This window comes from Pseudomonas sp. MS01C9, assembly GCF_058202755.1.
In genome coordinates this window covers 2,562,834-2,585,000 of record NZ_CM177073.1, presented here as the reverse complement: position 1 = coordinate 2,585,000, position 22,167 = coordinate 2,562,834, and the positions used below count along the sequence as shown (strand labels likewise).

At 59.0% G+C, this 22,167-nt stretch carries 27 protein-coding genes (1 of these 27 cut by a window edge); 17 read left to right on the top strand and 10 right to left on the bottom strand.

All coding sequences use genetic code 11. From position 1 onward, the window contains the following. Positions 1-999, bottom strand: partial view of an acyl-CoA dehydrogenase gene (locus AC1M7R_RS11935; protein WP_072398023.1) — the 5' portion only. 183 nt of this gene lie to the left of the window's left edge; the window shows 999 of its 1,182 coding nt (coding positions 1-999); the start codon lies at positions 997-999; the stop codon falls past the left edge of the window. A gap of 156 nt (positions 1,000-1,155) precedes the next feature. Between AC1M7R_RS11935 and AC1M7R_RS11930 the strand changes: the two genes are divergently transcribed. The 10 genes from AC1M7R_RS11930 to AC1M7R_RS11885 all read left to right on the top strand — a co-directional run bounded on the left by AC1M7R_RS11930 (position 1,156) and on the right by AC1M7R_RS11885 (position 10,968). Beyond that, positions 1,156-2,070: a LysR family transcriptional regulator gene (locus AC1M7R_RS11930; RefSeq protein ID WP_072459685.1), complete on the top strand. Its 915-nt coding sequence runs from the start codon at positions 1,156-1,158 to the stop codon at positions 2,068-2,070. Positions 2,071-2,487: 417 nt separating this feature from the next. Then, positions 2,488-3,609 carry a Re/Si-specific NAD(P)(+) transhydrogenase subunit alpha gene (locus AC1M7R_RS11925; protein WP_072398025.1) on the top strand — a complete coding sequence of 374 codons (1,122 nt, stop codon included), beginning with the start codon at positions 2,488-2,490 and terminating at the stop codon, positions 3,607-3,609. A 15-nt stretch (positions 3,610-3,624) separates the two neighbouring features. After that, positions 3,625-3,948 (top strand): NAD(P) transhydrogenase subunit alpha part 2, encoded by a 324-nt coding sequence (locus tag AC1M7R_RS11920; protein WP_165888010.1) that lies wholly within the window; start codon positions 3,625-3,627, stop codon positions 3,946-3,948. After that, a complete protein-coding gene (locus AC1M7R_RS11915) occupies positions 3,948-5,384 on the top strand; it encodes an NAD(P)(+) transhydrogenase (Re/Si-specific) subunit beta (protein WP_072398026.1) in 1,437 nt (478 codons plus the stop codon). The genes AC1M7R_RS11920 and AC1M7R_RS11915 overlap by 1 nt, the downstream gene beginning before the upstream one ends. A gap of 199 nt (positions 5,385-5,583) precedes the next feature. Continuing rightward, on the top strand, positions 5,584-7,077 hold the full coding sequence (scpC, locus tag AC1M7R_RS11910; RefSeq protein WP_072432235.1) for a succinyl-CoA:acetate CoA-transferase ScpC: 1,494 nt from the start codon (positions 5,584-5,586) through the stop codon (positions 7,075-7,077). 318 nt (positions 7,078-7,395) lie between these two features. Further along, complete coding sequence (locus AC1M7R_RS11905) at positions 7,396-7,611, top strand: DUF1127 domain-containing protein (protein WP_072398028.1); 216 nt, start codon at positions 7,396-7,398, stop codon at positions 7,609-7,611. Positions 7,612-7,931: 320 nt separating this feature from the next. Beyond that, positions 7,932-8,249: a DUF2388 domain-containing protein gene (locus AC1M7R_RS11900; protein WP_072398029.1), complete on the top strand. Its 318-nt coding sequence runs from the start codon at positions 7,932-7,934 to the stop codon at positions 8,247-8,249. Positions 8,250-8,354: 105 nt separating this feature from the next. After that, a complete protein-coding gene (locus AC1M7R_RS11895) occupies positions 8,355-8,663 on the top strand; it encodes a DUF2388 domain-containing protein (protein WP_072398030.1) in 309 nt (102 codons plus the stop codon). A gap of 26 nt (positions 8,664-8,689) precedes the next feature. After that, positions 8,690-9,010 (top strand): DUF2388 domain-containing protein, encoded by a 321-nt coding sequence (locus AC1M7R_RS11890; protein ID WP_072398031.1) that lies wholly within the window; start codon positions 8,690-8,692, stop codon positions 9,008-9,010. After that, positions 9,007-10,968: a DUF7844 domain-containing protein gene (locus tag AC1M7R_RS11885; protein ID WP_076405806.1), complete on the top strand. Its 1,962-nt coding sequence runs from the start codon at positions 9,007-9,009 to the stop codon at positions 10,966-10,968. The genes AC1M7R_RS11890 and AC1M7R_RS11885 overlap by 4 nt, the downstream gene beginning before the upstream one ends. Before the next feature lie 120 nt (positions 10,969-11,088). On the opposite strand, the gene trpA is transcribed toward AC1M7R_RS11885, so the two are convergent. Both trpA and trpB read right to left on the bottom strand, forming a co-directional pair. Continuing rightward, positions 11,089-11,901, bottom strand: coding sequence for a tryptophan synthase subunit alpha (trpA, locus tag AC1M7R_RS11880; RefSeq protein ID WP_072398033.1), 813 nt, complete (start codon positions 11,899-11,901; stop codon positions 11,089-11,091). Then, entirely contained in the window at positions 11,901-13,133 is a 1,233-nt protein-coding gene (gene trpB / locus AC1M7R_RS11875; RefSeq protein WP_072398034.1) for a tryptophan synthase subunit beta, read from the bottom strand. The genes trpA and trpB overlap by 1 nt, the downstream gene beginning before the upstream one ends. 111 nt (positions 13,134-13,244) lie before the next feature. On the opposite strand from trpB, the gene AC1M7R_RS11870 reads away from it, so the two are divergent. After that, positions 13,245-14,141, top strand: coding sequence for a LysR family transcriptional regulator (locus AC1M7R_RS11870; RefSeq protein WP_072398035.1), 897 nt, complete (start codon positions 13,245-13,247; stop codon positions 14,139-14,141). On the opposite strand, the gene AC1M7R_RS11865 is transcribed toward AC1M7R_RS11870, so the two are convergent. Continuing rightward, the gene (locus tag AC1M7R_RS11865; protein ID WP_072398036.1) at positions 14,135-14,461 is read right to left on the bottom strand and encodes an ElaB/YgaM/YqjD family protein; all 327 of its coding nucleotides are present in this window, start codon (positions 14,459-14,461) and stop codon (positions 14,135-14,137) included. The two genes, AC1M7R_RS11870 and AC1M7R_RS11865, sit on opposite strands and share 7 nt — an antisense overlap. A 153-nt stretch (positions 14,462-14,614) precedes the next feature. Between AC1M7R_RS11865 and AC1M7R_RS11860 the strand changes: the two genes are divergently transcribed. Both AC1M7R_RS11860 and AC1M7R_RS11855 read left to right on the top strand, forming a co-directional pair. Next, positions 14,615-14,830 carry a dodecin gene (locus tag AC1M7R_RS11860; protein ID WP_072398037.1) on the top strand — a complete coding sequence of 72 codons (216 nt, stop codon included), beginning with the start codon at positions 14,615-14,617 and terminating at the stop codon, positions 14,828-14,830. A gap of 117 nt (positions 14,831-14,947) precedes the next feature. After that, positions 14,948-15,169, top strand: a complete 222-nt coding sequence (locus AC1M7R_RS11855; RefSeq protein ID WP_072398038.1) for a DUF1161 domain-containing protein — start codon at positions 14,948-14,950, stop codon at positions 15,167-15,169. A 54-nt stretch (positions 15,170-15,223) separates the two neighbouring features. On the opposite strand, the gene AC1M7R_RS11850 is transcribed toward AC1M7R_RS11855, so the two are convergent. Further along, complete coding sequence (locus AC1M7R_RS11850) at positions 15,224-16,225, bottom strand: LLM class flavin-dependent oxidoreductase (protein ID WP_072398039.1); 1,002 nt, start codon at positions 16,223-16,225, stop codon at positions 15,224-15,226. A gap of 238 nt (positions 16,226-16,463) precedes the next feature. On the opposite strand from AC1M7R_RS11850, the gene AC1M7R_RS11845 reads away from it, so the two are divergent. Both AC1M7R_RS11845 and AC1M7R_RS11840 read left to right on the top strand, forming a co-directional pair. Next, complete coding sequence (locus AC1M7R_RS11845; protein WP_072398040.1) at positions 16,464-16,895, top strand: OsmC family protein; 432 nt, start codon at positions 16,464-16,466, stop codon at positions 16,893-16,895. Positions 16,896-17,035: 140 nt separating this feature from the next. After that, on the top strand, positions 17,036-17,269 hold the full coding sequence (locus AC1M7R_RS11840) for a DUF1161 domain-containing protein (RefSeq protein ID WP_072398041.1): 234 nt from the start codon (positions 17,036-17,038) through the stop codon (positions 17,267-17,269). Between the two features lie 6 nt (positions 17,270-17,275). On the opposite strand, the gene AC1M7R_RS11835 is transcribed toward AC1M7R_RS11840, so the two are convergent. Continuing rightward, complete coding sequence (locus tag AC1M7R_RS11835; protein ID WP_072398042.1) at positions 17,276-17,701, bottom strand: PA0061/PA0062 family lipoprotein; 426 nt, start codon at positions 17,699-17,701, stop codon at positions 17,276-17,278. Positions 17,702-17,883: 182 nt separating this feature from the next. Beyond that, entirely contained in the window at positions 17,884-18,297 is a 414-nt protein-coding gene (locus tag AC1M7R_RS11830) for a PA0061/PA0062 family lipoprotein (protein ID WP_072398043.1), read from the bottom strand. 61 nt (positions 18,298-18,358) lie between these two features. Between AC1M7R_RS11830 and AC1M7R_RS11825 the strand changes: the two genes are divergently transcribed. After that, a complete protein-coding gene (locus AC1M7R_RS11825) occupies positions 18,359-19,453 on the top strand; it encodes an aminopeptidase (protein ID WP_072398044.1) in 1,095 nt (364 codons plus the stop codon). Positions 19,454-19,569: 116 nt separating this feature from the next. Here AC1M7R_RS11825 and AC1M7R_RS11820 read toward each other — a convergent pair whose 3' ends face one another. Continuing rightward, positions 19,570-19,935, bottom strand: a complete 366-nt coding sequence (locus tag AC1M7R_RS11820) for a hypothetical protein (RefSeq protein ID WP_072398045.1) — start codon at positions 19,933-19,935, stop codon at positions 19,570-19,572. Between the two features lie 237 nt (positions 19,936-20,172). Beyond that, positions 20,173-20,613: a hotdog fold domain-containing protein gene (locus AC1M7R_RS11815; protein WP_072398046.1), complete on the bottom strand. Its 441-nt coding sequence runs from the start codon at positions 20,611-20,613 to the stop codon at positions 20,173-20,175. A 133-nt stretch (positions 20,614-20,746) separates the two neighbouring features. Between AC1M7R_RS11815 and AC1M7R_RS11810 the strand changes: the two genes are divergently transcribed. Further along, entirely contained in the window at positions 20,747-21,358 is a 612-nt protein-coding gene (locus AC1M7R_RS11810) for a TetR/AcrR family transcriptional regulator (RefSeq protein WP_072398047.1), read from the top strand. 99 nt (positions 21,359-21,457) lie between these two features. On the opposite strand, the gene AC1M7R_RS11805 is transcribed toward AC1M7R_RS11810, so the two are convergent. Then, complete coding sequence (locus tag AC1M7R_RS11805; protein ID WP_337349817.1) at positions 21,458-22,108, bottom strand: HAD family hydrolase; 651 nt, start codon at positions 22,106-22,108, stop codon at positions 21,458-21,460. Positions 22,109-22,167 lie beyond the last annotated feature (59 nt).

Genomic DNA, 22,167 nt, shown 5'->3' with positions numbered 1-22,167 from the left:
ACAGGAGTTGCGTTTCATGATCGAGGTGATCTCCACCGCAGCCGTACCCTCATCCTTCATGCGACCCAGGCGCAGACAGCCTTGCAAGGCAAGAGTGATTTCGGTCTGCATATCGGCCAGCTTCTTCTGGATCAGCTGATTGGCCGCAAGAGGACGGCCAAACTGCTGACGATCCAGCGTGTATTGGCGAGCGGTGTGCCAGCAGAATTCAGCGGCCCCCAAGGCGCCCCAGGAAATCCCGTACCGCGCCGAGTTGAGGCAGGTGAAAGGCCCCTTCAAGCCCCGCACATCAGGAAAGATGTTCTCTTCCGGAACGAATACGTTATCCATGACGATTTCACCGGTGATCGAAGCTCGCAACCCGACCTTGCCATGAATGGCCGGCGCGCTCAGCCCCTTCCAGCCCTTCTCCAGCACAAAACCACGGATATCGCCGGCGTCGTCCTTGCCCCAGACGACGAATACGTCGGCGATCGGGCTGTTGGTAATCCACATCTTGCTGCCCGTCAGGCTGTAGCCGCCTTCGACTTTGCGCGCACGAGTAATCATCGCGCCCGGGTCGGAGCCGTGATTTGGCTCAGTCAGACCGAAGCAACCGATCCACTCGCCGGAGGCCAGCTTCGGCAGATACTTCTGCTTTTGCGCCTCGGTACCAAACTCATTGATTGGCACCATGACTAGCGAGGACTGCACACTCATCATTGAGCGATAACCGGAATCGACACGCTCCACTTCGCGAGCGATCAGGCCATAGCTGACGTAATTCAGCCCACTGCCACCGTATTGCTCGGGGATCGTCGCGCCGAGCAACCCCATGTCACCCATCTCACGAAAGATCGCCGGGTCGGTTTTTTCATGACGGAACGCCTCCAAGACCCGCGGCGCAAGCTTCTGCTGGGCAAACTGCTCGGCAGTGTCGCGAATCATGCGTTCTTCTTCAGTGAGTTGCTGGTCCAGCAACAATGGATCGATCCAGTTGAAGCTCGCTTTAACGGCCATGACAAAACCTCGCCAATCGAGTGAGAAATCGTGGATTGATCCTAGGCGCGGTTTCCTACCAGAGCAAACGAGGATTCCGCATGCTGTTGTGCTAATTTCTCACTCCGTAAACGCCAAAGACCTCGTTTACAACAACCATCAGTGAGGTGAGCGTATATGCGTCGGAAGATTCCCAGCACTGCCGCCTTGGTCAGCTTCGAGGCGGCCGCACGTCATGAAAGCTTCACCAAGGCCGCGCAAGAGCTTTCTCTTACCCAAGGGGCCATATGTCGTCAGATCGCCAGCCTGGAGGATTTCCTCGGAGTGGAGCTGTTCCGGCGCTCTCGCCGCGGCGTCAAACTCACCGAAGCCGGTATTTCCTATAGCCGTCGGATCGCTACCCAACTGGACGCAGTCGAGCGCGACACGCTTTCGGTGATGGGGCACACCGGCGCGAATGTAATCGAGCTGGCGGTAGTGCCGACATTCGGCACTCAATGGCTACTACCGCGCCTGAAGGATTTCCAGCAGCAACACCCGGAAGTCACCGTCAACCTGACTAACCGCACCCGTCCATTTCTCTTTGCGGACACCGAGTTCGACGCGGCTATCTATTTCGGCGATGCAGACTGGTCCGGTACCGAGTCCCACAAGCTCATGGGTGAAAATCCGATGCCGGTTTGCAGCCCCGCTCAGTTGGGCAATCAGACTCACCTGACAGCGGAAGCAATCGCCGAGCTGCCGCTCCTCCAACAAACCACCCGCCCATACGCATGGCGCCAATGGTTCAATGCCCAGGGCCTCAACGTCGCCCGAGACCTGACAGGACCGCGTTATGAACTATTCTCCATGCTTGCCCAAGCAGCCATGCACGACATGGGGATAGCCTTGATTCCACCCTTTCTCATACAGCGCGAGCTGGCGGAAAAACGCCTGGTCGTGGCCAATCCCAACGCGCTGTCGAGCCTCAAGGCGTATTACTTGATGATCCCCGAACGAAAAGTGGAATCGGCATCCTTGCGTGCTTTTCGGGATTGGCTGGTCAATCAAGCGAGGAGCTATCAGCTTGATATACAAGGAAAAGTTATATAATCGAGTCCGGTAGTCAGCTAACCAAAAGCGCTACAAATATAAGTTTTTGTCGCATACAGTCAATCTGTTATGAAATCGGTACAGTAGTCTCAGAACCGTTCAAATACGTGGCTTTGAGCCATATTGCGCAACCCATGTGTGCTCATTCATCCAGCCAATGGGAAATTTTATCGATTTGCGCCTGAATCCTTGAAAAGCACGGCCTGCACGGGATCAAGCCTAGTGATTGCGACATTCAGTCACAGGGTGACTTGTAGTTAATTTTTCGTCACCAGTCATAATCCCTTGATGGGCTGAATTTTCGCCTGCAAAATGCCGCGCCCCGCCTGATTCGGCGGGATCGTGCTGATCCGCCGCCCCAGCAGCACCATCCGAAGTGCCTGGGCTTACTCAATAAGATCACGCAGGAGATTTGACGTGCACATTGGTGTTCCTCTCGAAACCCAAACGGGTGAAACACGGGTTGCTGCTACCCCGGAAACCATCAAGAAGCTGATCGGCCAGGGTCATAAAGTCACTGTTCAAAGTGGCGCGGGCGTCAAAGCCAGCGTTATCGACAGTGCCTACGAAGCAGCAGGCGCGACCATTGGCAGCGCCAATGACGCATTCGGGGCCGAACTGATTCTCAAGGTGGTCGCTCCCAGCGACAGCGAGCTGATGCTGATCAAGAGCGGCACCGTTCTGGTGGGTATGCTCAATCCATTCAACAACGACATCATTGCCAAGATGGCCGAACGCGGCATTACCGCTTTCGCCCTCGAGGCCGCGCCACGGACCTCCCGCGCCCAAAGCCTGGATGTGCTGTCGTCCCAGGCGAATATCGCTGGCTATAAAGCGGTGTTACTGGCGGCTCATTACTATCCACGCTTCATGCCGATGCTCATGACCGCCGCAGGCACCGTGAAAGCGGCGCGGGTGCTGATCCTGGGCGCCGGCGTGGCCGGGTTGCAGGCGATCGCCACCGCAAAGCGTCTGGGCGCGGTGATCGAGGCTTCGGACGTAAGGCCCGCGGTCAAGGAACAGATCGAATCCCTCGGCGCCAAGTTCGTCGATGTGCCTTATGAAACTGATGAAGAGCGTGAATGCGCAGTCGGTGTTGGCGGCTATGCCCGCCCCATGCCGGCGAGCTGGATGCAGCGCCAGGCCCAGGCCGTGCACGAGCGCGCCAAACAGGCCGACATCGTCATCACCACCGCACTGATCCCGGGCCGCAAGGCACCGACCCTGCTGAGCGCGGAAACAGTCGCACAGATGAAACCCGGCTCGGTGGTCATCGACCTCGCCGCAGCCCAGGGTGGCAACTGCCCGCTGACGGTGGCTGACCAGGTAGTCGTCGAACATGGCGTGACCATCGTCGGTCCGACCAACCTGGCCGGTGAAGTCGCGGCTGACGCTTCGGCGCTGTACGCCCGCAACCTGCTGGACTTCCTGAAGCTGGTCTTCACCAAGGAAGGTCAGTTCGACGTGAACCTGGAAGACGACATCGTCGCCGCGTGCCTGATGTGCCGCGATGGCCAAGTCATCCGTAAAAACGCCTAAGCAGGGATTCAGACAATGGAAGAGCTTATCTCCCCCGGTATCTACAACCTGATCATCTTCGTGCTGGCGATCTATGTCGGTTACCACGTGGTCTGGAACGTTACACCCGCGCTGCACACGCCATTGATGGCAGTCACCAATGCCATCTCGGCCATCGTGATCGTCGGCGCCATGCTCGCCGCTGCGCTGACCGTCACACCACTTGGCAAGACCATGGGCACCCTTGCCGTGGCCCTGGCCGCAGTGAACGTGTTCGGTGGTTTCCTGGTCACGCGCCGGATGCTCGAGATGTTCAAGAAAAAAGCCCCGAAAGCCATAAAAGAAGAGGCGCCCAAGTAATGAGCATGAACCTGGTAACGACGCTCTACCTGATCGCGTCCGTTTGCTTCATCCAAGCCCTCAAAGGCCTGTCGCACCCCACCACGTCCCGCCGCGGCAACCTGTTCGGCATGCTCGGCATGGCCTTGGCGGTACTGACCACTGTCGGGCTTATCTATAAGTTGGGCGCCGAGCTCGCAACCGCAGGCATCGGTTACGTCATCGTCGGTCTGTTGGTGGGTGGCACCGCCGGTTCCATCATGGCCAAGCGTGTCGAGATGACCAAGATGCCGGAACTGGTGGCGTTCATGCACAGCATGATCGGCCTGGCAGCGGTGTTCATTGCCATCGCAGCTGTCGTCGAGCCTCAGTCTCTGGGCATCGTCAAGCAGTTGGGCGATTCGATTCCGGCCGGTAACCGCCTGGAGCTGTTCCTGGGTGCAGCCATTGGTGCAATCACCTTCTCCGGTTCGGTGATCGCCTTCGGCAAGCTGTCGGGTAAATACAAGTTTCGCCTCTTCCAGGGCGCACCGGTACAGTTTGGCGGCCAGCACAAGCTCAACCTTATCCTGGGCCTCGCTACGCTGGGCCTGGGCCTGACCTTCATGTTCACTGGCAACCTGGGCGCCTTCGCCCTGATGCTGGCCCTGGCATTCGTGCTGGGCGTGCTGATCATCATCCCGATCGGCGGCGCGGACATGCCGGTAGTGGTGTCGATGCTCAACAGCTATTCGGGCTGGGCAGCGGCGGGGATCGGCTTCTCCCTGAACAACTCGATGCTGATCATCGCCGGCTCCCTGGTGGGCTCCAGTGGCGCGATCCTGTCGTACATCATGTGCAAGGCCATGAACCGTTCGTTCTTCAACGTGCTGCTCGGTGGCTTTGGCAACAGCGCCGATGCCGGCGGCCCGGCGGGCTCGAAAGAGGCGCGCCCGGTGAAATCCGGTTCTGCCGACGATGCCACGTTCCTGCTGACCAACGCCGATACGGTCATTATCGTCCCGGGTTACGGCCTTGCGGTGGCTCGCGCGCAACACGCACTGAAAGAGCTGACCGAGAAGCTGACCCATCATGGAGTGACCGTGAAATACGCAATCCACCCGGTAGCCGGACGCATGCCCGGACACATGAACGTCCTGCTGGCCGAGGCCGAAGTGCCCTATGACCAGGTGTTCGAGATGGAGGACATCAACTCCGAGTTCGGCCAGGCAGACGTGGTGCTGGTGCTGGGCGCCAACGACGTCGTCAACCCGGCGGCGAAGAACGATCCGAAGTCGCCTATCGCCGGCATGCCGATCCTCGAGGCGTTCAAGGCCAAGACCATCATCGTCAACAAGCGCTCGATGGCCAGCGGGTACGCTGGCCTGGATAACGAGCTGTTCTACCTGGACAAGACCATGATGGTGTTTGGCGACGCCAAGAAAGTCATCGAAGACATGGTCAAGGCAGTCGAATAAAACCTGCGCGATTCACCCAAAACGCCCCGACTTGTCGGGGCGTTTTGATTTGTATCAAGCCCATTCGTTACCGATCCGGTAATAATGTTTTGCCTGAAACGCCCGTAATAGACGCCTCAAATGCGACTTTTGTAGCGGGACGGGCACGGAGTGAATTCACTAGACTGCGCATCCTGCTTCCAGCCCGAGATAGCCCCCCATGTACCAAGATCGCATCCGCCTGCCTTCGTTGTCGAATAAAGTGATGAGCGCTGCTGACGCAGCTTTGTTGATCGAGGACGGCATGACCGTAGGCATGAGCGGCTTTACTCGCGCTGGCGAAGCGAAGGCCGTGCCTCACGCCCTCGCCGAGCGTGCCCGGATCTCGCCGCTCAAAATCAGCCTGATGACCGGAGCGAGCCTGGGCAACGACCTGGATAAACAACTCACCGAGGCCGGTGTACTGGCGCGACGCATGCCTTTCCAGGTCGATAGTACCTTGCGCAAGGCGATCAATGCCGGCGAGGTAATGTTCATCGACCAACATCTTTCCGAAACCGTCGAGCAACTTCGCAACGCTCAGCTCAAACTGCCCGATATCGCCGTTATCGAAGCGGTGGCTATCACCGAACAGGGCCATATCGTACCAACGACGTCAGTAGGCAATTCGGCCAGCTTTGCCATCTTCGCCAAACAGGTAATTGTCGAGATCAACATGGCCCACAACCCGAACCTGGAAGGGTTGCACGACATCTATATCCCGACCTATCGCCCAAGCCGCACCCCCATCCCCTTGGTAAAGGTCGATGATCGTATCGGCAGCACCGCCATTCCGATCCCGCCCGAAAAAATCGTTGCCATCGTCATCACCAATCAACCGGACTCGCCTTCCACCGTTCTGCCACCGGACAGCGACACCCAGGCCATTGCCGATCACTTGATCGATTTTTTCAAGCGGGAAGTTGCCGCCGGACGCATGACCAACCGGCTCGGACCGTTGCAGGCCGGGATCGGCAACATCGCCAATGCGGTGATGTGCGGCTTGATCGACTCCCCGTTCGAAGAACTGACCATGTATTCCGAAGTGCTGCAGGACTCTACGTTCGACCTGATCGACGCCGGCAAGCTGAGCTTCGCATCGGGCAGCTCCATCACCCTGTCCAGCCGTCGCAATGCCGATGTGTTCAGCAACCTCGAGAGATACAAGGACAAGCTGGTCCTGCGACCGCAAGAGATTTCCAACCATCCGGAAGTGGTACGCCGCCTGGGCATCATCGGCATCAATACCGCGCTGGAGTTCGACCTGTACGGCAACGTCAACTCCACCCATGTCTGTGGCACCCGGATGATGAACGGTATTGGCGGATCGGGTGATTTCGCCCGCAACGCACACTTGGCGATCTTCGTCACGAAGTCGATCGCCAAAGGAGGGGCAATCTCCAGCGTCGTGCCGATGGTCAGTCACGTGGACCATACCGAGCATGACGTCGATATCCTGGTCACCGAGATTGGTTTGGCCGACCTGCGGGGCCTTGCGCCACGGGAGCGGGCACGGCAGATCATCGACAATTGTGTGCATCCCTCCTATCGTCAGGCCTTGAACGAATACTTCGAAGCTGCCTGTGCCCTGGGTGGGCATACGCCACACATCCTGCGTGATGCACTGCGCTGGCACCTGAACCTGGAAGAAACCGGGCGCATGTTGGCGGTTTGATACAGCTGGAATACCGGTGTCGCGAGTACAGTTTTTGCTGGCCATGAAATTCAATGCAGTCCTGGCAAAATCTGTACTGCTGTACCGGTGTTTTCCTACAAGGTATTCCTACCAGAGCGCCGAAAATGACCAAAAACGCACCAAATAAGTGCAAACAAGTACAGTTGCCTCAATATTGACCAGCACACCCCTATTTAACAGTTAACTGGTCTCGCACAATACAGATGAACTGTATCTACAGAGACTGGCTAAACGAGAGGATCATGGGCACCAGTCAAGCCACTACCTGATCCCGCCAAAAGCGGAAGGATGTCAACCATGGAACGTACACTCAGTTCCGAGCTGTTTTTCGAAGACAAAGCTGCAAAAAACCAGGCTTCCCTGCCTCTTCGCGTTATCGCCAACCTGATGCTGTGGCAGCGTCGCATTGCCAGCCGCCATCAACTGGCTCGTCTGGATTCGCGCCTGCTGGCCGATGCCGGTATCAGCGAAGCACAACGCTACGAAGAGCTGAGCAAGCCGTTCTGGCGCTAACTCAGCGTCGCTGGCCCTGACCCGTCGGGTCCACCGCCAGCATCGAATTGAACAAACAAAACCCGTCGCGGGAAACCGCGACGGGTTTTGTCGTTTAAAGGCGTTTCGATTCACTGTGACCTCGAACAAAACAGTTTAAATAAATTGCACGACAGACCAGTACAGTCAGAAGAGCGGAAGATTAAAGCATCCAAATCTTTTGAGAGCTGCCATCTCTCCCGTTCTGACTTAATATCTGGTTGACCGTGGCGAAGCGAGCCGAGCCTGCGTCTGCTCAGGTACCTGCATCGGCGTCACCCCACAACTCAAGGAGTTTCATCATGATCCGTCTTCGTCTGCTCAGCGCCGCGACCCTGCTGGCCATAGCCGCCCAAGCCAATGCCAGCAGTTTCATCGTCACCACCGATTCCATCGTAGGCGCCCTCAAGGCCACGTCCGACGTGACCTCCGATGCCACCTCCTCGCTGCGAGACAACAAAATCGTTCAGGCGGCCCGTGACGACGCTGCCAGCTTCGTGGCCAGCGAAGGCGCAATCCGCGGCGTCAAGCTGGAAAGCGCGCTGGATTACATCCGTCAGCAAGCCCCACAGTTGAAAGCCACCGACGCGCAATTGGCCCAAGCCATATTGGTGATCTGAGCTACATGAAACATCGGGACGCCAAAGGTGTTCCGATGTTTCAGCGCTGGCTCTGGCCCGCCGGTTTGCGCTAGCCTTCAGGTTCGTCATCAACCGTCGAGTCCCATGCGTTTCCATTCGAATCTGTTCGTCACCGCTGTCTTCACCACTGTCTGCTGGTCCGTTCCGGCCCATGCCCTGGATGTCTCCACCCAACAATTGGTCGCCAGCGGCTACGCCACGAGCATGGTGACCTCAGCGCCCTTCGACCATAAAATAGTCGCCGCCGCCCGCGACGACGCCGCGGCATTCATAGCCAGCGACGGGCAATTGCGAGGTGCACGACTGGAATCGGCCCTGGGTTACCTGCGCCAGAACCAGCCAAAACTTCATGCCAGCGACCTTGAACTGGCACAGGCAATTCTCGTCCAATAGTCATCCTTATCTTTCGGAGTCGTTCCATGCGTAGCCCGCTGATTGCTGCCGCCCTTGGCCTGTTGGTATTGGCCGATATGGCCCAGGCGCATACCCTGGTAGCCACCAGTAACATCATCGTCCGCGCCTCCCAGCGCTCGATCGATTTCACCTCCGATACCACCACTTCCATCCGTGACTCGAAAATCGTGCGCGAAGCCCATGACGATGCCGCCAGCTTCGTTGCCAGCAACGGTGAGATCCGTGGCGCACACCTCGAGGCCGCTTTCGATACCCTGCGTGCCCGCGTGCCGGAAGCCCGCGACGCCAGTGACCAGGTTCTCGCCGAAGCCATCCTCGCATTGTGAGGCGGCTCGCCGCCTGGTTGACGACCGGGGTGCTGCTGCTCATGGGCAGCACCGCCCAGGCCGGCCTGCAACTGCACCTCAATACTGAAGGCTTGAGCCCGGCAGAGCAGCAGGCCAGCCAGGCGCTGCTCGATGAAGCCATGCAGGCCTTGCCGCCGCGCTTCATTGAACAGTTGGATCGACGCATCGATGTCGGCTGGACCGACCAGATGCCAGCCAATGCCTATGGCCAGGCCGCGCTGGTGTCGCAGCTCGACCTCAACAGCAATTTGCTCGAAAGCCTCACTGACGGCAGCGCTGCCACGCAGAAGACCCACCGTCCCCACGGCACCGTTAGGCGGGAATTGCTCGCCACCGTCCTGCATGAGCTGACTCATATCTACGACCGCGCGCGCTTGTGGCCCGATGCCGAACGCACGCAGATCCAGCGCTGTACCCGTCGCACCGCAAGTTCCGGGCTGATCGGCCTGCCTGACAATTGCCGAGGCCAGAACGACCGTCGCTTTACCCTCAGCGATGATCCGCGCCTGCTGGATCTCGCCGGCTGGCCGCAATATGTCGGTCGTCGCGGCGAACGCGAACAGCACAACCGCCAGGTCGCCCGCAGCCCGGATCTCTACGAGACCAGCAGCCCCAAGGAATTTGTCGCGGTCAACATGGAGTACTTCCTCCTGGACCCAAGCTACGCCTGCCGCCGGCCCGCCCTGTATCGCTATTACCAGCAGCATTTCGGCTGGGCTCCTGCTGCCAGGGATACCTGCGCCAAATCGTTCGCGTTTCTCAACGCCGGCAATGATTTCGCCAGGACGCCGCTGGGCAAGGTCGATCCGGAACGCGTCTACGCCGTCGACTACCTGCTGGCCGAAGCCAACCAGAACTGGGTCAGCCGTTGGGGGCACAGCATGCTCCGGCTGGTGATCTGCGCACCGGATCGCCCCCGTGGGCCGGATTGCCGGTTGGATCTGGACCAGCATCTGGTGCTGTCGTACCGGGCGTTCGTGGGCGACGTACAACTGTCGAGCTGGGATGGACTGGTGGGCAAGTACCCTTCGCGCCTGTTCGTGCTGCCGCTGGCCCAGGTGATCGATGAATACACCAAGACTGAACTGCGCAGCCTGGCATCGGTGCCCTTGAACCTGTCGCGTACCGAAATCGAGAAAGTAGTCGAGCATGCCGCCGAAATGCACTGGAGCTACGACGGCAACTATTACTTCCTGTCCAACAACTGCGCCGTGGAAAGCCTGAAACTGCTGCGCAGCGGAAGCGACAACGAGCAACTCAAGGGGCTGGACAGCATCATGCCCAACGGCTTGCTCGAAGTGCTCAAGGGTCGCGGGCTTGCCGACACCAGCGTGCTCGACGACCCCAAGGAAGCGTTGCGGCTGGGCTACCGCTTCGACTCATTCCGCGAACGCTACCAGGCCATGTTCGAAGTGCTGAAAAAGCACTTGCCCATCAAGCAACAGACGGTGGAGGACTGGCTGGCCCTGGACGCCGCAGAGCGTCGCGTGTGGTTCGAAAAGGCCGACCTGCGTACCAGCGCAGCGTTGCTGCTATTGGAACAGGCCAGCTATCGTCGTCAGTTGCTGCTGGCCCAGGATGAAGTCAAGCAGCGTTACCTGGGTGCCCGCGAACTTCAGAACGGCGGTATGGAAAGGGCCAACGCTACGCTGCAACAGATCCTCGCCAATAGCGGCTTCCTCAGTCGTCCTGCAGAACTGCTGGGCAGCAGCGGCTATGGCTTGCCACAACCCAGCGAATGGCAGCGGCTGGAATCGGAAAGCAGCTTGCGTCAAAAGCAGCTTCAGACACTGACCGGGGATCTGGACAAGGAAGTCAGGGCCTTGCTCGAGCCAGGTCGGGCCGCAGAAATCAACGCGAACGAAGCCAACGTCAAGGCCATCGGCGAGCATCTGCGCAAACTGCACAAGGCCGGCGGCGGGCTGGAGTTGCCCTGATTATGTGACGCTCTGAAAGGCGTCGAATCTCAGGCTAAGCCAGTCATCTGTCCGTGCTTATGAAAAAAGGGTTCAGAACCAGGTCCTGAACCCTTTTTTCATGACCAAAAACCGCTCCAATCAGCTGAGGCGTGCTTTCTGCACTCCGTCGGCCAGGGCGGCACACAAACTCAATACGCCATCAATCGCCTGCTCCGGGGTGTCGGCGCTGGCGATATGGTCGATCAGTGCGGAGCCCACCACGACACCATCAGCCAACCGCGCAATAGCGGCGGCTTGCTCAGGCGTACGAATGCCGAAGCCGATGCTGATTGGCAAGTCGGTGTGCCGCCGCAGACGTGTGACGGCCTCTTCCACATGCTCCAGCGTCGCGGCACCAGCGCCGGTCACGCCCGCCACCGATACGTAGTACACGAAGCCCGAGCTACCGTTGAGCACCGTAGGCAAGCGCACATCGTCAGTAGTCGGCGTGGTCAGGCGGATGAAATCCAGCCCAGCCGCCTGGGCCGGCTCGCACAGCTCGCTGTTGTGCTCGGGCGGCATGTCCACGACGATCAGGCCGTCGACCCCACTGTCCAGTGCCTCGCCGATGAAACGCTGCACGCCATAACGATGGATCGGGTTGAAATAACCCATCAGCACCAGAGGGGTCTGGGTGTTGTCCTTGCGGAACTCGCGAACCATCTGCAAGGTTTTGGCCAGATCCTGCCGAGCCCCCAGCGCACGGATGTTCGCCAACTGAATAGCCGGGCCGTCGGCCATCGGATCGGTGAAGGGCATGCCCAGCTCGATCACATCAGCGCCGGCCGCAGGCAGGCCCTTGAGAATTGCCAGCGAGGTGTCGTAGTCCGGGTCTCCGGCGGTGACGAAGGTCACCAGGGCGGCACGGTTCTGTTCCTTGAGTTCGGCAAAACGGGTTTGCAGGCGGCTCATCAGTGTTTCTCCTGCTGGGACTGTTCCATGTGGTGCATTACGGTTTGCATGTCTTTGTCGCCACGACCGGAAAGGTTGACCACCATCAGGTGGTCTTTCGGCAGGTTCGGCGCGCGTTTGAACACTTCCGCCAGGGCATGGGAGCTTTCCAGGGCCGGAATGATCCCCTCCAGGCGGCAGCACTTATGGAACGCATCAAGGGCTTCGGCATCGGTGATCGAGGTGTACTGGACACGGCCGATGTCGTGCAACCAGGCGTGTTCAGGGCCGATGCCCGGGTAGTCGAGGCCGGCGGAGATCGAATGGGCGTCGATGATCTGGCCGTCTTCGTCCTGCAGCAGGAAAGTGCGGTTGCCGTGCAACACGCCGGGGACACCGCCGTTCAGGCTCGCCGCGTGCTTGCCGGTCTCGATGCCGTAGCCCGCCGCTTCGACGCCGATGATTTCGACGCTCTTATCGTCCAGGAATGGATGGAACAGGCCCATGGCGTTGGAGCCGCCGCCGATGCAAGCCACCAGGCTATCCGGCAGACGGCCTTCCTGGGCTTGCAGCTGATCGCGGGTTTCCTTGCCGATCACTGCCTGGAAGTCGCGAACCATGGCCGGGTACGGGTGCGGGCCGGCCACGGTGCCGATCAGGTAAAACGTGCTATCGACGTTGGTGACCCAATCGCGCAGGGCCTCGTTCATCGCATCCTTCAGCGTGCCGGTGCCGGCGACCACCGGGATCACCTCGGCGCCGAGCAGCTTCATGCGAAACACGTTGGCCTGCTGGCGTTCGATGTCGGTGGTGCCCATGTAGATCACGCAGTCCAGACCGAAACGCGCGGCCACGGTAGCGGTCGCCACGCCGTGCATGCCAGCGCCTGTCTCGGCGATGATGCGTTTCTTGCCCATGCGCCGCGCCAGCAGGATCTGGCCGATGCAGTTGTTGATCTTGTGGGCGCCGGTGTGATTCAGCTCTTCGCGCTTGAGATAGATTTTTGCGCCACCGCAGTATTCGGTCAGGCGTTCGGCAAAATAGAGGGGACTTGGACGACCGACATAGTCACGCTGGAAGTAGGCCAGTTCCTCGAGGAACGCAGGATCCTGCTTTGCCACTTCATATTCGCGGGCCAGATCCAGGATCAGCGGCATCAGGGTTTCGGCCACATAACGGCCACCGAAGGCACCGAACAGGCCGTTGGCGTCGGGGCCGCTGCGAAGGTTGAAAGGGGTCGTAGGCTGGGTCATCGGGGCGCTCCAGGCAATGCGTAGAAGAACAATGAGCCCACTCTACCCCTGACATGCCACGCTGAAAACCGATAAGATCGCCACAACCTGTCAGGAAATCTCACATATAAAATGAGTCATGACCTTCCTCCACTCAATGCCCTCAGGGCGTTCGAAGCCACCGCCCGCTTGAACAGCGTAAGCCAGGCGGCCGAGCAGCTTCACGTTACCCATGGGGCCGTCAGTCGGCAACTGAAGGTGCTGGAGGAGCATCTGGGCGTCAGCCTTTTCGTCAAGGAAGGGCGCGGCCTTAAACTCACAGATTCCGGCGTTCGCCTACGCGACGCCAGCGCCGAAGCCTTCGAGCGGCTACGTACCGTTTGCGCCGAACTGACGCGAAGCACGGCGGATGCGCCTTTCGTATTGGGATGTTCGGGCAGCCTGCTGGCGCGCTGGTTCATTCCGCGGCTGGGCCGGCTCAATACCGACCTGCCGGACTTGCGCCTGCATCTGTCCGCTGGCGAGGGCGACCTGGACCCCAGGCGGCCGGGACTGGATGCCTTGCTGGTGTTCGCCGAGCCACCCTGGCCAGTGGACATGCAGGTGTATGAACTGGTCAGCGAGCGGATCGGCCCGGTGATGAGCCCCCGTTATGCCGGCTTCGCTCGTTTACAGGCCGCACCGCCAAGGGCCCTGTCGGACGAGCCGTTACTGCATACCACCTCACGCCCCCAAGCCTGGCCGACCTGGGCACGACAAAACGGCCTCGACCCACAAACCCTGAGGTTGGGCCAAGGTTTCGAGCATCTCTATTATCTTCTGGAAGCTGCTGTCGCAGGGCTGGGCGTGGCAATCGCTCCCGAGCCGCTGGTCGCCGAAGATGTGCGCGCCGGACGCCTGGTCGCGCCATGGGGCTTCGATGAAACCCCGGCGCGACTGGCGTTATGGCTACCCAAGCGGGCGGCGGATGGCCGGGCGCGGCAATTGGCCCAGTGGCTCAGGCACGAGTTGAATCAACCGGCTCAGTGACCGCGTTTGCACAGCAGATAGGCGGCGAGCAAACCAATCGCCCCCACCGCGACACCTGCCGTGGTCCATGGGTGCTCCTGGGCGTAGTCACGGGTAGCGAGCCCGGTTTCACGGGTTTTCACCTTGACTTCCTCGTAGGCGTCGCTGAGCAGATGACGAGAATGTTTCAGCGCATTTTCGGCATTGGCCTTCAACGACTTGAGGGTCTTACGCGACTCGTCCGAAGCGTCGTCCTTCAGGGTCTCCAACGACTTGAGCAGACTCTCGATCTCCGCTTCCATGCTTTGCAACGAGGCTTTACGTAATGAAGTGCTGGCCATGGTGGCTCTCTCCTGCAGTGGTTGAGTGCGTGTGAAGTTGGGACTGCGAGGGTTTGTGAAAGTGCAGTAAATCTGAACTTCGAAGCGTAAACGGCACCACACGTAAGGCGAAAAATCGCTGCTAGGCTGTTAAAGACAACCAAGGAGAACGTCATGAGTGATCATCACACCTATAAGAAAGTCGAGCTGGTCGGCTCGTCTGCTACCAGCATCGAAGATGCCATCAACAATGCCCTGGCCGAAGCCAGCAAGAGCCTCAAGCACCTGGAATGGTTCGAAGTCACGGAAACCCGTGGTCATATCGAAAACGGCCGGGCCGCGCATTTTCAGGTGACACTCAAAGTCGGGTTCCGGATTGCAAATAGCTGATGAAGCTGTGAACTTGCACGCTGGCGGAGTGCCATAGGGAATGGCGATGCGCTATCCGACAAGCGCATCCGCTTTCTCGATACCAGCCCAGTCTGATCCGACCAAGGAGTGCGAGCGATGAAAAAGTTGATGGTGGCCCTGGGGTTACTGAGCCTTGCAGGTTCTGCGTTTGCGGCCGGTAAACCCTGCGAAGAGCTCAAGGGCGAAATCGCGGCGAAGCTTGATGGTAAAGGCGTGTCAGGTTATTCGCTGGAGATCGTTGATAAAGGCACAGCGTCCGATGGGGAAGTCGTCGGCAGCTGCGAAGGTGGTACAAAGGAAATCGTCTATAAACGTTGATTTCGCGTGTATGCAAAGCCGACGCATTGCGTCGGCTTTTTTCATGGGCGCGATTCAGCCTTTCATGACCTGGGCCAGCACTTCATAGGAACGCAGGCGGTCGGCATGTTCATACAGGTCGCTGGTGAAGATCAGTTCGTCTGCCTGGGTCTGCTCGATCAGCACCTCCAGTCTGGCGCGGATCTTCTGCGGTCCACCCACCATGGCCAGGCCCAGGAAGTCGCCCACCGCTTCCTTCTCGTGGGGCAGCCACAGACCATTCATGGTTTCCACCGGAGGGCGCTGCACCAGGCTCTGGCCACGGATCAACGCCAGGATGCGCTGGTACACCGAGGTCGCCAGGTAATCGGCCTGTTCGTCAGTGTCCGCCGCCACTAACGGTACGCCAAGCATCACGTACGGCTTGTCGAGCGTCGCCGACGGCTTGAAATGGTTACGGTAGATGCGAATCGCCTCGTGCATGAAGCGCGGTGCGAAATGGGATGCGAAGGCGTAGGGCAAACCGCGTTCACCGGCCAGCTGCGCACTGAACAGGCTCGAACCCAACAGCCATACCGGCACGTTGGTGCCGGTACCGGGCATGGCGATGATCCGCTGATCGGGAGTGCGTGGGCCGAGGTAGCGCATCAGTTCGGCGACGTCATCCGGAAAGTCATCCGCACTGCCGGAGCGTTCGCGGCGCAAGGCCCGGGCGGTCATCTGGTCGGAGCCTGGCGCGCGCCCCAGGCCCAGGTCGATCCGGCCAGGAAAAAGGCTCTCCAGCGTGCCGAACTGTTCGGCGATGACCAACGGCGCATGGTTGGGCAACATCACTCCGCCGGAGCCGACGCGAATGGTCGAGGTACCCCCTGCCAGATAACTCAGCAGCACCGCTGTCGCTGAACTGGCGATGCCATCCATGTTGTGATGCTCGGCCACCCAGAAGCGCGTATAGCCGAACTTTTCCACGTGCTGCGCCAAATCCAGGGAGTTGCGCAAGGACTGGCCGGCGTTGCCGTCCGCACGGACAGGGACCAGGTCGAGGGTTGAGAATTTCACGTCGGACAGCTGTTTCATGGGCCAGGATCTCCAACGGCGCTGGGGCTTTTCCACGGGCAAAAGCCTGCCGTTTACTAAAGGTGTGTTCCATGCAATGTGGGCATATACCCGAGTTTCAATAGCTGGATCGAATTTTCCTACTAAATCGGTCAGCTAATCGACAGGATGAACTTTATCGACCGGTCTATCCTCACAACCCTGACAACGGAAAACACCCTGGCGCGAATTCCTCGCGCCGGTTCTTGAGGAGGCAAACATGGCTATCGTTAAGAAAGCATCGGCACACTGGGAAGGTGACCTGAAAACCGGCATCGGCTCCATCTCGACGGAAACCGGCGTGTTGCGCGAAGCCCCTTATGGCTTCAAGGCGCGCTTCGAAGGCGGCAAGGGCACCAACCCTGAAGAATTGATCGGCGCGGCCCATGCGGGCTGCTTCTCCATGGCGTTTTCGATGATCCTGGGGGATGCCGGGCTCAAGGCCGACAGTATCGACACCAATGCCGAAGTGACCCTGGACCAGGTCGATGGCGGCTTTGCGATCACGGCGGTCAAGCTGATTCTCAAGGCGAAAATCCCCGGCGCGAGCCAGCAGCAGTTCGAAGAACTGAGCAACAAGGCCAAGGAAGGATGCCCGGTCTCCAAGGTGCTTAACGCCAAGATCACCCTGGACGCGACGCTGGTGGGCTGACGCGTGGAAACGGTCGCAGCCTTCAGGCGATAAAGGCTGCGACCTTGCAGGGTATCTGTCAGCCCCGCTCAAATTGTGGTCGAATGCACGCCAGCAGTTTCAGCGCCCAGGCAGTGCGCGCTGCAATGAGGAATTCGAGCATGAAACGACTTGCCCTGATGGTCATCGGTTGCGCATTGGCCTCATCGGCGCTCGCCGCACCCAGGTCCTGCGAAGAACTGAAGGCGGAAATCGAAGCGAAGATCCAGGCCAACAACGTGTCGTCCTACACCCTGGAAATCGTCGCCAACGAGGAAGTCCACGACGAGAACATGGTGGTGGGCAGTTGCGAAAATGGCACCAAGAAAATCATCTACCAGAAGAACGACCGTTAGAACACTTCAGGGGATACAACGGGCCTGGCGATCCTCGGCCACGATTTCCCGCCTGGCGTTATAGAGCCGGGCGCTTGGGGTGTAGGCCAGGTTACGCGCTTCCAGGCGATAGCGCTGGCCCGCCTCGAAATGATCGTACCGCACGGTCAGGTAGCACAGCCGTTCTTGCGGCTCGCTCAGCATTCCCAGGCCACCGCCGCTGAACACTTCAAAATCGAAGCGCGCTTCCAGTTCGTGACTGCCCGGCGAAACCTGGAAGAAGCGTCCGTCCTGCAGTCGCTGACCATCCAGCTTCTCGGCCATCAGCACCTTGCCACCTGGCATGGGCGTCGAAAAATCGATCCAGGCCATGTTCGGATCAACCGCAGGCAACGGGCTCGTGGCGCAACCGCCCAGAGCAGCGAGGGCGAATAACAGCATATGAATGCGCATGATCCAGGCTCTGTTCGAAAAGTCTTGAGACGAAGGTCAAGCAAGGCCGAAACAGCCGAGCAAGCGCAGTGTAGTGGAGTCCATGAGCATTGCGAGGTAGTTTTCAACGCAGCATGAACGAGTGTCAGGGCTTTGCGTACAGAGCCGGGACCTGGGCAGTCAGGCCCTGGGCACAGCGCCGATCAGCTTTGTTGGCAGCCCGCCGGCGTACCTTGACCTACCACTTTGCGCTGTTGGTCATAAAGCTTGGCCCAGGGCCGAAATCCAATGTTGCCGGCCTGCAATTGATAGCGCTGGCCTGCGTTGAAATCCTCGAATTTCACATTCAGACGGCAATCGCGCCACAACGGCTCGGCATCCGGGCCGATGTTGCCGGGCTCGACGGCGAACTGATAACGCACCGTCAGCTCATGGCTGCCGGGCTGCACTTCGAAATAGCGTCGGTCGACGGATGTCATGTCATCGACCTCCAGAGCCTGCAGTGCGGTGTTCTGCTGGTTTCCCAGGTCGATCCAGGCTTGCGACGGATCAGGGTCAGGCAGACCGGCACAGCCGGTCAGCAACAACAGGCCACTTGTCAGCATCAAGACGCGCATAGCGAAGCTCCGGGCAGGCGGGATAGTCTTGTTGGTCAGACTTTTCCCAAGGTGATTCCAATTGATCAGGCCGCGTTCAAGCCATCGGTTACTCGACCGCGTTTTCCGGATTTTGTTTCCAGGCCTCCTGCTTTTGTTACTCAACGGTTGCTCCAGCGCCGGTTACTACAGCCAGCTCGTCGGTGGACAGCTGCGGCTGCTGCAGGCCCGCGAGCCTATCGACCAGGTCATCGCCGACCCGGCGCGCGATCCCCAACTACAGGCGCATCTGGTCCAGGCCCGGGCAGCCCGGGAGTTCGCCAGTTCGCACCTGCACCTGCCCGAGAACCAAAGCTATCGCCTGTATGCAGACATTGGCCGGCCATTCGTAGTCTGGAATGTCTTCGCCACGCCTGAATTTTCCCTGGCACCGCAAATCCACTGCTTCCCCATCGCCGGTTGCGTGGCGTATCGCGGTTACTACAGCCAGGGCGCCGCCCGTGGCGAGGCCGCGCTGCAGCGCCTGAAGGGCATGGACGTGGCGATTGGCGGTGTAGAGGCCTATTCGACGCTGGGCTGGTTCGACGACCCGATCCTCAGTTCGATGATGCACTGGGGCGATGAGCGCCTGGCAACGCTGATCTTTCACGAATTGGCACACCAGCGCTTCTACATAAAGGACGACACGGAATTCAACGAGTCCTTCGCCACCTTCGTCGAACAGGAAGGCACTCGCCAATGGCGGGCGAGCCGCGGGCTGGCGCCGGACACCGGTAAACGAATGCGTCAGCGCGATCAATTCATCCAACTGGTCCTCGACACACGTCAGCGGCTCGAACAGCTCTACACCCAACCTCTACCGGCCGAGCAGATGCGCCAGCGCAAGGCCCAGGAGTTCCAGCGCCTGCGCACCCACTATGAACACCTGCGCGACAGCCAATGGGCGGGTGACAAATACTTCGACGCGTGGGTCTATGCGCCGCTGAACAACGCGCGACTGTTGCCGTTCGGATTGTATAGCCGATGGGTGCCGGCTTTTGGGGCATTATTCAAGCAGGTAGACGGCGATTGGCTAGCGTTTTATACCGAGGTCGAAAAGCTGGGCAGGCTTGGGGCTCAAGAACGCAAAGCGGCACTGGAGGCGCTGATGGAGCAGGCCACTTCGCGAGCGAGCTGACTTCGCATTCGGTTGTTGGCAGTCAAGCTTTGGGCTTATAGCCAAGCCTTTGTAGACCAGATGACTGGCGAGAACAGACCCGCCAAATGCGGTCATTGCCGAACCAGCATCCCGGCTCATTGAACATAAATGCAGACGGGCACAGTGCAAGCGCCATGCTCGCCCGTTACGGTGATGTATTTGATAAGGCTGTTTTCCGGAATCCTTATGCTGATAGGAGCCTGGGGATAACTCACGCTGTCATAGCCGCGCGTGGGTTCAATGGACACCGGTGAACGGCCTTTCTGGCTGACTTCAATGGGTACTTTGCTTCTGTTCCAGACCTGCGCCGTCACCGGCTTCGTGACATCCGGAGGCTGGACAGTAGCCGCAGGCGTTTCGCCTTCGGGTAGGCCGGCGGGTGCAACCGTTGTATCGGCATGGGTAGGTTGCAGGTATGACGCAAAGAGCAGGACCACCCAGCAGTGTCTTTTGACGTCCATTTCCGGTTCCCTTGGTCAGGTTGGAAAGTGCACAAAGCCAACGCGCATCATGGCCTCGATTAAACAATCCGTTTGACCGGCCGTCACCTGTAAGAACTAACAGGGCCTCTAGCGAAAAACGCGATCTTTCCAGGGTCTGGAAACCCTGAAGCTCCAAATGGAAAACCTGCACCTAGCTGGCGTGCAGGTGCACATTGCAAAGACCTGAGCTTGGCAACACCCAGGTCGTAGCCGATCCTATGCCGTTTTCACGTTCATGGTGATCTTGGCGGTAAACACCTTCACATTCCCTTCATCAAAGATATCCACAGGAACGATCTTGTCTCCGGCTGTCTCCCAATCGATGCCATTGCCATCCGCAACGGCGCGAACATCTGATTTAGCTTTCGCCAGGTATTGCACCGTCATGCCCTTGGGAATCCATCTGGCGCCCGAAGGGATGGAGGCGTCGGTCATCATCCCGCCCGCCAATTCGGCGGCGTTGCACAGCGCGATGGCGTGTACCGAGCCCAGGTGGTTGGTGATTTCCTTGCGAAAGGGAACATTCACCACCGCATGCCCCTGGCTCAGCTCGGAAATTTCGGGCGCGATAGTGCTGAAGTAGGGCGCCATCTGACACGCCAGCTGACTGAACGCAGCGGGACCAACGCTGTTAAACATGCTTAGAGCCTGGCTCATAGGATTTCCTCTTGTTAGTTACAGAATAATATTCTGTAACGGAACAATATTCCGCATTTTCCAGGCTTGTCAAGCATCACTTTCCTCGCCAATCGATGTACCTTTACGCCTCTGGCAACCCGGCATTTTCTTTATGCATTCAAACGATCTGATCGAACGCGCCTTCCCCGGCAGGCGAGGCGAGCTCAAGCGCAGCATTCTGCGCCAGGCACTGGCCTGCTTTAACGAGACAGGTATCGAAGCGACAAATATCGAAACGATCCGCGCGAAATGCGAAACGAGCGTGGGGGCGATCTATCATCATTTCGGTAATAAAGAGGGCATTGTCGCCACTCTGTTTTTCACAGCCCTGGAGGATCAAGGCGCCCTGCGCGACAGCTATCTGCAAAAGGCCCAAACCGCTCAAGAGGGCGTCGTTGCCCTGGTTCACAGCTATGTCGAGTGGGTAGATGAGCATCCAGACATGGCGCGCTTCGTGTTCCAGAGCCGTTTTGCCGTTTCAAGCGGCCCGTTCCAGCAGCAATTGCTTTCGCGTAACAAACAGCGCAATAAGCAGCTATTGGAATGGATAAATGTGGAAGGTCGTAAAGAGTATTTCCGCCATATTCCCGCCGAGCTCTTGCCGTCGCTCATCATCGGTGCTGCAGAAAACTATTCGCGGGCCTGGCTTTCCGGAAGGGTCAGCAAGAGCCCTCGTGAATACAAGGATCTTCTGGCAGAAGCAGCCTGCAGAGCCATCATCTGATCTGCAGGCTTGCCTGCGCCTGCTCGGCAATCTGGTCTCTATCCGTTGTTGCCTGGCCGTGTCACGCGGTGACGGACGAGCACCTGAGGAGCATGCCTGTCACCCGCGCATGAATGCCTGGTGCAACGCTTCCAAGGTCTGGAAGTGGAACGCCGGGTTTTGCGCGCTCAACTCTTCATGGCTTCCAAACCCATACCCCACCGCTGCCGCATCCAGCCCATTGCTGCGGGCACCAATCAAATCGTGCTTGCGGTCACCGATCATCAGGGTATTGGCCGGATCCAGGCCTTCCTCAGCCATCAAGTGAGCAATCAACTCGACTTTATTGGTACGGGTGCCGTCCAGCTCACTGCCGTAGATCACCTTGAAATGCCGGGCAAAGTCGAAGTGCCGGGCGATTTCCCGGGCGAAGACCCAGGGTTTGGAGGTAGCGATGTACAGCTGCCGGCCCTGCTCGCCCAGGGTTTGCAGTAAGGGCATCACGCCGTCGAAGACCCGGTTTTCGTACAGCCCGGTGACCTTGAAGCGCTCGCGGTAGAAGTTGACCGCTTTCCAGGCCCTGGCTTCGTCGAAGTCATAGAACTGCATGAATGCCTGCAGCAGCGGTGGACCGATGAAATGTTCCAGGCGAGAGAGGTCGGGCTCGTCGATGCCCAGTTTGCCCAGGGCGAACTGGATCGAACGGGTAATGCCCTCGCGCGGGTCGGTGAGGGTGCCGTCGAGGTCGAAGAGTACGGTCTGGTAATGCATGGCAATTCCTGGGGCAGCGTCACGATGTTTGCGAGAGCAGGCGCCCTCGCCACAATGGA

What these genes read in the sequence shown, in the direction of transcription:
- AC1M7R_RS11930 (WP_072459685.1), top strand. Translation starts at nt 1,156, where the DNA reads ATGCGTCGGAAGATTCCCAGCACTGCCGCCTTGGTCAGCTTCGAGGCG.
- AC1M7R_RS11920 (WP_165888010.1), top strand. Translation starts at nt 3,625, where the DNA reads ATGGAAGAGCTTATCTCCCCCGGTATCTACAACCTGATCATCTTCGTG.
- AC1M7R_RS11915 (WP_072398026.1), top strand. Translation starts at nt 3,948, where the DNA reads ATGAGCATGAACCTGGTAACGACGCTCTACCTGATCGCGTCCGTTTGC.
- scpC (WP_072432235.1), top strand. Translation starts at nt 5,584, where the DNA reads ATGTACCAAGATCGCATCCGCCTGCCTTCGTTGTCGAATAAAGTGATG.
- AC1M7R_RS11905 (WP_072398028.1), top strand. Translation starts at nt 7,396, where the DNA reads ATGGAACGTACACTCAGTTCCGAGCTGTTTTTCGAAGACAAAGCTGCA.
- AC1M7R_RS11900 (WP_072398029.1), top strand. Translation starts at nt 7,932, where the DNA reads ATGATCCGTCTTCGTCTGCTCAGCGCCGCGACCCTGCTGGCCATAGCC.
- AC1M7R_RS11895 (WP_072398030.1), top strand. Translation starts at nt 8,355, where the DNA reads ATGCGTTTCCATTCGAATCTGTTCGTCACCGCTGTCTTCACCACTGTC.
- AC1M7R_RS11890 (WP_072398031.1), top strand. Translation starts at nt 8,690, where the DNA reads ATGCGTAGCCCGCTGATTGCTGCCGCCCTTGGCCTGTTGGTATTGGCC.
- trpA (WP_072398033.1), bottom strand. Translation starts at nt 11,901, where the DNA reads ATGAGCCGCCTGCAAACCCGTTTTGCCGAACTCAAGGAACAGAACCGT.
- trpB (WP_072398034.1), bottom strand. Translation starts at nt 13,133, where the DNA reads ATGACCCAGCCTACGACCCCTTTCAACCTTCGCAGCGGCCCCGACGCC.
- AC1M7R_RS11870 (WP_072398035.1), top strand. Translation starts at nt 13,245, where the DNA reads ATGAGTCATGACCTTCCTCCACTCAATGCCCTCAGGGCGTTCGAAGCC.
- AC1M7R_RS11865 (WP_072398036.1), bottom strand. Translation starts at nt 14,461, where the DNA reads ATGGCCAGCACTTCATTACGTAAAGCCTCGTTGCAAAGCATGGAAGCG.
- AC1M7R_RS11860 (WP_072398037.1), top strand. Translation starts at nt 14,615, where the DNA reads ATGAGTGATCATCACACCTATAAGAAAGTCGAGCTGGTCGGCTCGTCT.
- AC1M7R_RS11855 (WP_072398038.1), top strand. Translation starts at nt 14,948, where the DNA reads ATGAAAAAGTTGATGGTGGCCCTGGGGTTACTGAGCCTTGCAGGTTCT.
- AC1M7R_RS11850 (WP_072398039.1), bottom strand. Translation starts at nt 16,225, where the DNA reads ATGAAACAGCTGTCCGACGTGAAATTCTCAACCCTCGACCTGGTCCCT.
- AC1M7R_RS11845 (WP_072398040.1), top strand. Translation starts at nt 16,464, where the DNA reads ATGGCTATCGTTAAGAAAGCATCGGCACACTGGGAAGGTGACCTGAAA.
- AC1M7R_RS11840 (WP_072398041.1), top strand. Translation starts at nt 17,036, where the DNA reads ATGAAACGACTTGCCCTGATGGTCATCGGTTGCGCATTGGCCTCATCG.
- AC1M7R_RS11835 (WP_072398042.1), bottom strand. Translation starts at nt 17,701, where the DNA reads ATGCGCATTCATATGCTGTTATTCGCCCTCGCTGCTCTGGGCGGTTGC.
- AC1M7R_RS11830 (WP_072398043.1), bottom strand. Translation starts at nt 18,297, where the DNA reads ATGCGCGTCTTGATGCTGACAAGTGGCCTGTTGTTGCTGACCGGCTGT.
- AC1M7R_RS11820 (WP_072398045.1), bottom strand. Translation starts at nt 19,935, where the DNA reads ATGGACGTCAAAAGACACTGCTGGGTGGTCCTGCTCTTTGCGTCATAC.
- AC1M7R_RS11815 (WP_072398046.1), bottom strand. Translation starts at nt 20,613, where the DNA reads ATGAGCCAGGCTCTAAGCATGTTTAACAGCGTTGGTCCCGCTGCGTTC.
- AC1M7R_RS11810 (WP_072398047.1), top strand. Translation starts at nt 20,747, where the DNA reads ATGCATTCAAACGATCTGATCGAACGCGCCTTCCCCGGCAGGCGAGGC.
- AC1M7R_RS11805 (WP_337349817.1), bottom strand. Translation starts at nt 22,108, where the DNA reads ATGCATTACCAGACCGTACTCTTCGACCTCGACGGCACCCTCACCGAC.